This window comes from Rhodococcus sp. R1101 (assembly GCF_000278445.1).
Classification (GTDB): domain Bacteria; phylum Actinomycetota; class Actinomycetes; order Mycobacteriales; family Mycobacteriaceae; genus Rhodococcus; species Rhodococcus gordoniae.
In genome coordinates this window covers 1-9,043 of sequence record NZ_AJVB01000132.1, presented here as the reverse complement: position 1 = coordinate 9,043, position 9,043 = coordinate 1, and the positions used below count along the sequence as shown (strand labels likewise).

General features: G+C 66.9%; 11 protein-coding genes. 5 read left to right on the top strand and 6 right to left on the bottom strand.

The window, feature by feature from the left end; genetic code table 11:
• Window positions 1–210 (bottom strand): VTC domain-containing protein (locus R1101_RS0110915; protein WP_026003139.1); only part of this gene is annotated, 210 nt, incomplete at its 3' end.
• Window positions 211–343: 133 nt separating this feature from the next.
• Between R1101_RS0110915 and R1101_RS0110910 the strand changes: the two genes are divergently transcribed.
• From R1101_RS0110910 to R1101_RS0110895, 4 genes are all read left to right on the top strand, one after another.
• The gene (locus R1101_RS0110910; RefSeq protein WP_016933469.1) at window positions 344–1,051 is read left to right on the top strand and encodes a response regulator transcription factor; all 708 of its coding nucleotides are present in this window, start codon (window positions 344–346) and stop codon (window positions 1,049–1,051) included.
• A complete protein-coding gene (locus tag R1101_RS0110905; RefSeq protein ID WP_016933468.1) occupies window positions 1,048–2,454 on the top strand; it encodes a sensor histidine kinase in 1,407 nt (468 codons plus the stop codon). The genes R1101_RS0110910 and R1101_RS0110905 overlap by 4 nt, the downstream gene beginning before the upstream one ends.
• A gap of 173 nt (window positions 2,455–2,627) precedes the next feature.
• Window positions 2,628–2,906 (top strand): hypothetical protein, encoded by a 279-nt coding sequence (locus tag R1101_RS0110900; protein WP_016933467.1) that lies wholly within the window; start codon window positions 2,628–2,630, stop codon window positions 2,904–2,906.
• Window positions 2,907–2,965: 59 nt separating this feature from the next.
• Window positions 2,966–4,102 carry a Rieske 2Fe-2S domain-containing protein gene (locus tag R1101_RS0110895; protein ID WP_016933466.1) on the top strand — a complete coding sequence of 379 codons (1,137 nt, stop codon included), beginning with the start codon at window positions 2,966–2,968 and terminating at the stop codon, window positions 4,100–4,102.
• Window positions 4,103–4,138: 36 nt separating this feature from the next.
• Here R1101_RS0110895 and R1101_RS0110890 read toward each other — a convergent pair whose 3' ends face one another.
• The gene (locus R1101_RS0110890; protein WP_016933465.1) at window positions 4,139–4,726 is read right to left on the bottom strand and encodes a TetR/AcrR family transcriptional regulator; all 588 of its coding nucleotides are present in this window, start codon (window positions 4,724–4,726) and stop codon (window positions 4,139–4,141) included.
• Window positions 4,727–4,834: 108 nt separating this feature from the next.
• Here R1101_RS0110890 and R1101_RS0110885 point away from each other — a divergent pair, with 108 nt between their 5' ends.
• Complete coding sequence (locus tag R1101_RS0110885) at window positions 4,835–5,623, top strand: SDR family NAD(P)-dependent oxidoreductase (protein ID WP_051017514.1); 789 nt, start codon at window positions 4,835–4,837, stop codon at window positions 5,621–5,623.
• Between the two features lie 8 nt (window positions 5,624–5,631).
• Here R1101_RS0110885 and R1101_RS0110880 read toward each other — a convergent pair whose 3' ends face one another.
• The 4 genes from R1101_RS0110880 to R1101_RS0110865 all read right to left on the bottom strand — a co-directional run.
• Window positions 5,632–6,387, bottom strand: a complete 756-nt coding sequence (locus tag R1101_RS0110880; protein ID WP_016933463.1) for an IclR family transcriptional regulator — start codon at window positions 6,385–6,387, stop codon at window positions 5,632–5,634.
• 76 nt (window positions 6,388–6,463) lie between these two features.
• Complete coding sequence (locus R1101_RS26400) at window positions 6,464–7,129, bottom strand: IclR family transcriptional regulator (RefSeq protein WP_016933462.1); 666 nt, start codon at window positions 7,127–7,129, stop codon at window positions 6,464–6,466.
• A gap of 169 nt (window positions 7,130–7,298) precedes the next feature.
• Entirely contained in the window at window positions 7,299–8,210 is a 912-nt protein-coding gene (gene bphC, locus R1101_RS0110870) for a biphenyl-2,3-diol 1,2-dioxygenase (RefSeq protein WP_016933461.1), read from the bottom strand.
• 27 nt (window positions 8,211–8,237) lie between these two features.
• Window positions 8,238–9,043, bottom strand: an 806-nt coding sequence (locus R1101_RS0110865; protein ID WP_016933460.1) for an acyl-CoA dehydrogenase family protein, incomplete at its 5' end; no start/stop codon positions are given.

Here is a 9,043-nt window from a genome sequence, read left to right as displayed (position 1 = left end):
GATCTTCTCCCAGTAGAAGCGCAGATCCGCGGTGTCGTAGTACAGCGACGTCACCGGATAGCCGCCGTGTGGGGAGTACGGATCGGTGTCCATCCGGGCGGCGAGCTCGTGCCGCAGTTCGGGCACCTTCATCTCGTCGACGAGATACTTGATCTCGTACCGGTTGAACGCGTGCAGTCTGCTCGCGGTTTGCTGATAGCCGTTGTTCACCCCCACAGCACACACTCGTGATCTCGAGGTTCCGTGGAGTTCTCCTGGCAACTTCCTGACAATCGGGAAGCTCGCAGGAACCTGCCAGGAAACCTCGAGCGGGGTACCAGCCCCACCCGCGACAATCGAAGTCGTGACCGACCGGATCCCTGAAGCGCGCGTGCTCGTCGTCGACGACGAGCCGAGCATCGTCGAACTGTTGTCCGTGAGCCTGAAGTTCCAGGGCTTCGAGGTGGAGACCGCGAGCAACGGGCCAGAGGGCCTCGACAAAGCGCGACGGTTCCGGCCCGATGCAGTGATTCTCGACGTGATGATGCCCGGCATGGACGGCATGGGCATGCTGCGCCGCCTGCGCGCCGACGGCATCGACGCACCCGTACTGTTCCTCACCGCGAAGGACGCGGTGGAGGACAGGGTCGCGGGCCTGACGCTCGGCGCCGACGACTACGTCACCAAACCATTCAGCCTCGAAGAGGTCATCGCCCGGCTGCGCACCATCCTGCGTCGCGCCGGCAAGGTGTCCGAGGCCGAACGCAACTCCCGCATCACCTTCGCCGACCTCGAACTCGACGAGGACACCCACGAGGTGTTCAAGGCCGGCAAGCCCGTGTCGCTGTCGCCGACCGAGTTCACGCTGCTGCGGTACTTCATGCTCAACGCCGGCACGGTGCTGAGCAAACCCCGCATCCTCGAGCACGTGTGGAACTACGACTTCGGCGGTGAGGTCGGGGTGGTCGAGTCGTACGTGTCGTATCTGCGACGCAAGGTCGACACCGGCGAAATCCCCCTCATCCACACCGTTCGCGGCGTGGGCTACGTGATGCGGGAACCCCGCACATGAACCGCCTGCGGGCGCTGCCGCTCCGTTGGACCTTGGTGGCCGCCCTGGTGCTCCTCGCCGGCATCGGTCTGCTCGCGTCGGGTGTCGCGGTCACCTCGGCGCTGCAGAACTCCCTGCTCTCGCGCGTCGACCGCGACCTCGAGGAGGCCGCACGGACCTGGGCACGCCCCGACAGGCCACCACCGACGCCGCCGCTGGACACCCCCAGCTCCCGGCGACCACCGAGCCCCTTCTACGTGCAGGTCGTCGACGCCGACGGTCAGGTGTTGTTCGTCGTCAACGACGAGTCGACCGCACCCGATGTGCCGGAGGAACCGACGGGCAGGCCCATCACCGTCGGATCCGTGGGCGACGACGGTCCGCACTGGCGGGTGATGAGCACCGAGAACGCGTCGGGTGTCGTGACCACGGTCGGGATGAGCCTGGCCGAGGCCGAGGAGACGGTGAACAGGCTCGTCGTGCTGCAGACGGTGATCGGTGCGGTCGTGCTGGTCGCACTGGCGGTGGCCGGTGGTGTCGTCGTGCGGATGAGTCTGCGTCCGCTCGACGAGGTCGAGCGCACCGCCGCCGCGATCGCCGAAGGGGACCTCAGCGAGCGGGTGCCCGAGAGCGATCCCCGAACCGAGATCGGCCGGTTGTCGGTGACCTTCAACGCGATGCTCGGCAGGATCGAATCGGCGTTCGCGGCGACCGCGGCATCCGAGGAGTCGGCGCGACGCTCGGAGGAGAAGATGCGTCGCTTCGTCGCCGATGCCAGCCACGAACTCCGCACCCCGCTCACCACCATCCGCGGTTTCGCCGAGTTGTATCGGCAGGGCGCGAGCACCGACACCGGCATGCTGATGGAACGCATCGAACGCGAGGCCCGCCGCATGGGCCTGCTCGTCGAAGACCTGCTGATGCTCGCGCGACTCGACGAACAACGCCCGCTCGACCGTTCCCCGGTGGACCTGCTCGCGGTTGCGGCCGACGCGGTGCACAACGCGCGTGCCGTCGCACCCGAACGGACCATCACCCTCGACATCATCGACGGCCCAGGCACTCCCGAGGTTCTCGGCGACGACGCCCGTCTGCGCCAGGTATTGAGCAATCTCGTCACCAACGCGCTGACCCACACCCCACCCGACGCCGATGTCACCGTTCGGGTGGGCACCGCGGACACCGATGCTGTTCTGGAAGTCGCCGACACGGGCCCGGGCCTCGACCCCGACGACCGGGAGCGCATCTTCGAACGCTTCTACCGCGCCGACGCCTCCCGCACCCGCGCGTCGGGTGGGAGCGGGTTGGGCCTGTCGATCGTCGCCGCGCTGGTCGCGGCGCACGGCGGGAAGGTGGAGGTGGAGTCGGAGAAGGGTGCCGGCTCGACCTTCCGTGTCCGCATCCCCCGTCTCACCCCAAGCTGACGCGCTGAAACGGGGCTCGCCCCTGCAACACGCGGGGCGAGCCCCGTTTCACCGCGCGAAAGGTGACCGGGAGATCGGTGGAACGCCGATTGTCCCGCTGGGCTGAAAAGCTGTGTCGCCGGACACAGCGCGGTTCCTAGTCTCGGCTCATCCGAGGAAGGGAACCGGCAACAATGCAGTCGCTCGCCTGTCACACCTGTGACGCTCGCGTGCTCGTCGCGAAGTACAGCCCCGCTCATACCAGCATCCAGTGGTCCGACGAGGCCCGGCAGTCGTGCCGTGAGATCGCGGCCGCCTCCGCGGTCGGTCCCGGTGCTTACGTGATGCGGTGCGAGGCACTCGACCGCACGGTGGACGAGGCCGTGTCCGACGGTGTGATCCGGACCGGCCACCGGGTCGATCCCGCCATCGCTCCTCTCGCTTCCACGGAGGCGGCCACCCCGGCCCGGTGACCGCCGTTCGTCTTCACCCCTCTTCAGCCCCTTCACTTCTCGTCAGCGCAGGAGAAACCATGACCGTCCCCCAGGAGCGGATCGAGATCCGCAACATCGATCCCGGTACCAATCCCACCCGCTTCGCGCGCGGATGGCATTGCATCGGCCTCGCCAAGAATTTCCGTGACGGAAAGCCGCACCAGGTCAAGGTGTTCGGCACCGACCTGGTGGTCTTCGCCGACACGGCAGGAAAGCTGCACGTGCTCGACGCCTTCTGCCGGCACATGGGTGGCAATCTCGCGCGCGGGGAGATCAAGGGCGACACCATCGCGTGCCCGTTCCACGACTGGCGCTGGAACGGCCAGGGCCGTTGCGAAGCGGTTCCGTACGCGCGCCGCACGCCGAAGCTGGGCCGCACCAAGGCGTGGACGACGATGGAGCGCAACGGCGTTCTCTTCGTCTGGCACTGCCCGCAGGGTAGTGAGCCCACTCCCGAACTCGCGATCCCCGAGATCGAGGGCTACGAGGACGGGCAGTGGAGCGAGTGGACGTGGACGACCATCCACGTCGAGGGCTCGCACTGCCGCGAGATCGTCGACAACGTCGTCGACATGGCGCACTTCTTCTACGTGCACTACCAGATGCCCGAGTACTTCAAGAACGTCTTCGACGGGCACATCGCCGGCCAGCACATGCGCTCCTACGGCCGTGACGACATCAAGACCGGCGTGCAGATGGATCTGCCGGAGGCGCAAACTATTTCGGATGCCTTCTACTACGGCCCGTCCTTCATGCTCGATACGATCTACACGGTCGCCGAGGGCACGACCATCGAGTCGAAGCTGATCAACTGCCACTACCCGGTGACGAACAATTCGTTCGTGCTGCAGTTCGGCACCATCGTCAAGAAGATCGAGGGTATGTCCGAGGAGCAGACCGCCGAGATGGCGACGATGTTCACCAACGGTCTCGAAGAGCAGTTCGCCCAGGACATCGAGATCTGGAAGCACAAGTCCCGCATCGAGAATCCGCTCCTCACCGAGGAGGACGGCCCGGTCTACCAGCTGCGTCGCTGGTACAACCAGTTCTACGTCGACCTCGAGGACGTCACGCCGGACATGACGCAGCGTTTCGAGTTCGAGGTGGACACCTCTCGTGCGCTCGAGTCGTGGCACCAGGAAGTGGAGGAGAACCTCGCCGGTTCGGCGGAGTGATCCGACGATCCGTCCCGCCGCACGCGGCGGGACGGATCAGGTGTCGCGTCGGCGGAAGCCGTCGACGAACAACGACACGACGACGTGGGCGAGATCGGCGAGGGAGCGGTCGGGGCCGGGCAGGTACCAGCGGGAGGCATGCCAGACCGCGTCGTAGAGAAGGTGCCGGAACGCCTCGGGGTCGATGTCGGTGCGGAAGAGACCTTCGGCGATGCCCTCGCGGATGGTGTCGCTCCACGCGACCTGCATGGCGTCCGCGGCGGCGACCATGTCGGCTTCGACGACGCGTTCGCGCATGTATTCGCCTTCGCGTCGCCAGATGGAGGTCGCCCCGTGATAATCCTCGGAGGTCTCCAGCGCTATCCGGGTGAGGGCTTCGATCCGCTCGACGGGTGGCAGATTGCGCGTGAGTACTTCGCGGCAGCGTTCGTTGAGGTCGGTGATGTACTCGCGGATGAGCTCGGTGACGATCGCTTCCTTGGACGGGAAGTAGTGGTAGAGCGCTCCGGAGTAGACGCCGACCGCGTCGGCGATCTCGCGGATGGTCGTAGCGGAGACACCCTTGCGGGCGAAGATCTCCGCGGATCTGTCGAGTATCTGTCTCCTGCGCTCCTGCGGATCCACCCTCGTCCTCTCGTAAGGCCTGGTCGAGACCTGTTCCGGACCGTATTGTGCCACATTCATTGATCAATTGATCAATGAAGTCCCGTATCGATGTCTTCAGGAGTATGCATGGCCGTATCCCGTATGGACCCGATCGTTCCCACGCTGCCCCTCGCGGGTGGCACCGCCCTCGTGACCGGAGCCGGTCAGGGCATCGGGCGGGGTATCGCCCTTGCGCTCGCCGCTGCCGGTGCCTCGGTGGCCGCGGTGGGCCGCACCGCGGAGACCATCGGTGCCACCGCGATCGAGATCGAAGCCCGAGGCGGTCGCGCGGTGCCGTACGTGTGCGACGTGACCGACCCGGAAGCAGTGGATGCGACCGTAGCGGACGTGGTGGCGGAGTTCGACGGACTCACGATCCTGGTCAACAACGCGCAATCACCGGCTCCGGGAACGTTGCTCGAACTCGACGAAGCCGTGTACCGCGACGGTATGGAGTCCGGCCCGGCCGCCACCTGGCGGATGATGCGGGCGTGTCACCCGCACCTGCGTGGCGGCGGCTCGATCGTCAATCTCGGATCGGCGGCCGGAATCCGTTGGAACCCTTCGGGGACGGGCGGATACGCGGCCGCGAAGGAGGCGATCCGGGTCCTCACCCGTACCGCTGCATGCGAATGGGCGGCGGATGGGATCCGCGTCAACAGCATTCTCCCGCTGGCCGATTCGATCGCCATGCAGGAGTGGGCGGAGCGCGAACCCGACGAAGCCACCGCGTACGCGACATCGATTCCGCTCGGGCGCCTCGGTGATCCCGAAACCGATATCGGGCCTGCCGTGGTGTTCCTGTGCAGCGAGGCCGCCCGCTACATCACGGGCCACTCGTTACCGGTGGACGGCGGTCAGGCACTGGTGCGCTGACCCCCGGATCAACCGAGGTGGTGCTGCGTGTCGGTCGACGACAGGGCGCGCCACACCGCCCGCGCTGCGAGCCGGACCGGGGTGGCCAGGCCGACGGTATCGACGACGTCGACGGGCCCCGTCACGGACAGTGCTCCTACGCAGGTTCGCCCGTTGCCGATCGGTGCCGCCACGCACGCGACACCCGGCACCGATTGCTCGCGCTCGTGCGCGATATGCCGCTCGCGGATGTACGCGATCTCGTTGCGAGGCAGCAGGTTCTCGACCCTCGAGGTGACGGTGGGCGTACATCCTGCCGCGGGGTGGGCGGTGTGGAGCCGGGTGTGGGCCAGAAGGGCCTTGCCGAGTGCGGTGCGATGCGCCGGCTGCCGTCCACCGATACGCGAGGGGAGTTCGAGAGGTCCGCGACCGACCTTGTCGACGTAGCGTACGTCGCCACTTTCCAGCACGGCCAGATGCACGACGAGACCTGTCGCCGAATGCAGGTCGTGCAGGACGGGATGGGCGGCTCGGTTCAGGCGATCGCGATTGCGCGCCAACGCGCCCCATTCGAGGGGTGTGCGTCCGAGTGCGTAGGCCTTGCCGCGCTTGCTCACCCAGCCGTACTCGGTGAGCTGGGTGAGCAGGCGGTGGGTGGACGAGCGTGGTAGCCCCGTGCGCGTCGAGAGTTCGGAGAGGGTGAGGTAGCCGCCGGCGTCGAACTCGTCCAGGAGTCCGGCCACGCGGGCGATGAAAGCGTTGGGGAACTCGTCGGTGCGTGTCATCAATCCTCACACGGTGTCCGGGCCATCCATTGATCAAGCGATCAATGGATGAACGTCACTGTAACAGGGCGGGTCGTCACGCGGTCAGTAATGCTTCGAGACGGTCGGCCTCACGGCGCACCCGTCGGGCCGCGTCCTCGGGGATCGCTTCGGCCGGGCCGGCGAGCGACAGTGCGGCGATCTCCCCGTTGCCCGCCGCGAACGCGGCGACGACATGCCGGAAGCACTCACCACCCTGTACGACACCGTCGACGAGCGGGCAGCCGCCTCCGATCGCCGGGGCGGAGTGGGTTCCGTCGCGGCGGGCCAGCATGGCGGACCCGGCGACGGTCTCCTCGGCGGCGCGCCGCTGTCCTGCCCACGTGTTGTCGGTGACCTGCATTCCGCTCACTTTTTCCAGGTAGACGACCTGATCGCTGTCGAGAACCGACAGGTGGACGACCAGTCCGGTCTCGCGGTGCAGGTCGTACATGGCAGGCAGTGCGGCGCTGTGGATCCGATCGTGGTCCTGCGCGAGAGCGCCGAGTTCGACGATCTTCGGGCCCAGGCGGTAGGTGGTGCCGGTGCGTCGCATCCATCCGACCCGCACGAGCTGGAGAAGCATGCGATGTGCCGACGAGCGGGGAAAGCCCGTGCGTCGGCACAGTTCGGTGAGGGTCAGTCCGTCGGCGTCGCGGAACGGTTCGAGCAGCAGGCCGACGCGGGCCATGACGGACGAGGGGTTGTCGAGAACTTCGGACATGGTCTTCTCCGAGGCGTGATTCGGCGTTGATTGATCGAGCGATCAATGAATGCCTACGACTGTAGCGGTGCACGGCGCTCCAGGGAAGAACGAATTCCAGGAAGAAACGAAAAATGCACCGCGACCAGCGTCGCGGTGCATTTCTCGAACGGGGTGGAACGGTCCGATGTCAGGCGGTCGGCGGCAGGAACGCCTTCAACGGCTCGGAACCCGACTGATCGTGGCCCCAGTACGCATCCGCGGTGATCTCCTCGGACGTGTAGAAGCGCTCGTCGACGAGCATGCCCTCGGTGCCGAACTCGAGATCCCAACCGCCGGGTGCCCGGACGTAGAACGAGACCATCTTGTCGTTGGTGTGCCGGCCGAGCGTCGACGAAATCGAGAAGTCCAGCCGGTTCACGCGATCGAGCGCCTGGCCGACCGCGTCGAGGGTGTCGACCTCGGTCATCAGGTGCACCATGCCGGGCTCCTCGTTCGGCGGAGCCGGGCACAGAGCGAGACTGTGGTGACGCTCGTTGATGCCGAGGAAACGCACCCGCACGAGACCGTCCTCGTCGAGACGGATCGATCCGCGCGGCAGGAAACCCAGCACCTGCGTGTAGAACTCGTACGTCTCGGCGAAGTTCGCCGTGGGCAGCACCACGTGGCCGAGGCCCAGGCCGCCGGTCACCCAGCGCCCGCCGAACGGCGTCACGATCGGGCTGTGGTCGAGCACCGGACCGAAGAACACCTCGAGCCGGGTTCCGGCCGGATCCTCGAACGCGATCGCGGCCTCGGCGTCGATGTACGTCGCTTCCTTGTGCGAGAGCACCTCGACGGCGCGACCCGACTTCTCGACGGCCTCCCGCACCCGCTGGAGCGCGAACTCGTCACGCACCTCCCAGCCCACGGCCAGCGCCTTGTCGGACTCGCCGGGCAGCACCTGGATGCGGGAGCGGCGCTCGTCGACGCGGGCGTAGAAGCCGTCCGGCTCCGGGCCCGAACCCTCGGCCATGCCGAGTCCGTCGAGGAGCAGTGCGCGCCAGCGCGGCACGTCCTGCGTCTGGATGCGGAGGTACCCGAGACCTCTCAATTCAGTCATGTCGTCGTCCTCGAAAGTGAAGGGGGATCAGATCATTGCGCGGTAGGGACCCTGCGGGTCGCCGCCGAGCTGAGTGAGGGCCGCGGAGTGGTAGATCATTCCGGGCACGTGGATGGCGTGGGTCAGGCCGACGTGCGCGTCGCGCCAGAAACGCTGCATCGGCGTCTTCAGGTGCACCGCCGCACCGCCGGCGCGCGCGAAGATCTCGTCCATCGCCCGCACGGAGCGCCACGCGGCCGAGATCTGGGTGCGACGCCCGATGGCGCGCTCCTCGAAGCTGATCTCCTCACCGCGGTCGGTCTTGTCCCAGAACCGGTCGACGGTCTCGAGCAACGCGAGCCGCGACGCGGAGATCTCGGAGGCGGCCTCGCTGATCGCGAACAGGACGTAGGGGTCCTCCTTGATCGGGACGCCGGTGACCTGCACGCGCTTCTTCTGCGCGGCGACGTAGCAGGCCAGCGCACCCTCGGTCATGCCGATCAGCGACGAGGTGATGCCCAGCGGGAAGATGTACGAGAACGGGAACTTGTACAGCGTCTCGTCGCGACCCGCATGCCGCCAGCCGTTGCCGCTCAGGACGATGTCGGCGTCGAGCGTGCGGTATTCGGGGAGGAAGGCGTCCTTGACGATCAGGTCCTTCGAGCCCGTGCCGCGCAGGCCGATGACGTTCCAGCTGTCGGCGTCGATGTCGTAGTCGGAGCGGGGGAGCAGCACGTGCAGGATCTGCCCGGTGCGGTTGCCGTCCTTGTCGCCGACGGCCGCGCCGATCATGACCCAGCCGCAGTGGTCGGTGCCCGACGAGAACGACCAGCGGCCGTTGAGGATGTATCCGC